Origin of the sequence: Bacillus sp. 22446 (genome assembly GCF_052044955.1) — a bacterium.
GTDB lineage: Bacteria > Bacillota > Bacilli > Bacillales > Bacillaceae > Bacillus > Bacillus altitudinis.
Window position 1 is genome coordinate 1 of the sequence record NZ_JBQEOD010000027.1, and the last position, 522, is coordinate 522.

The 522-nt window shown below is 50.6% G+C and carries 1 protein-coding gene; it reads right to left on the reverse strand.

Features of this window, described 5'->3' with window-relative positions:
- Positions 1-522, reverse strand: a 522-nt coding sequence (locus ACTJJD_RS19330) for an AMP-binding enzyme (protein WP_440608756.1), incomplete at both ends; no start/stop codon positions are given.

Below are 522 nucleotides of genomic sequence, written 5' to 3' on the forward strand. Positions count from 1 at the left end.
TTCATCTCTTGGCGCTTCGTATGCAGTTTGATTCGCTTCCACATCAGGTGCTGGCAGTGCTTTGAGATCGACTTTGCCATTTGCCGTCATCGGCAGTTGGTCTAGCTTGATGATCCATGATGGCACCATATATTCTGGCAAGATGCGCTTTAAGTTTTCTTTCAACGTATCCGTTTCTTTATCTGTGATGACGTAAGCGACAAGAGCGTCTTGATCACTTGCGTCTTTGACCGTTGTCACGACGGCTTCTTGGACTGAATCCAGCGCAAGGAGCTGCGCTTCAATTTCTGACAGCTCAATACGGAATCCGCGGATGCTCACTTGATGGTCTTTTCTGCCGAGGTAGATCAGCTCGCCATCCTCTGTCCATTTCACCAAGTCACCTGTACGGTACATGCGCTCTCCTGGATAAAATGGATCTGGGACAAACCGTTTGTCCGTTTCCTCTGGGAGATTCCAGTAGCCTCTTGCCAGTCCTTTCCCCGCAATCACGAGCTCACCCGGTACGCCTTGCGGCGAGAG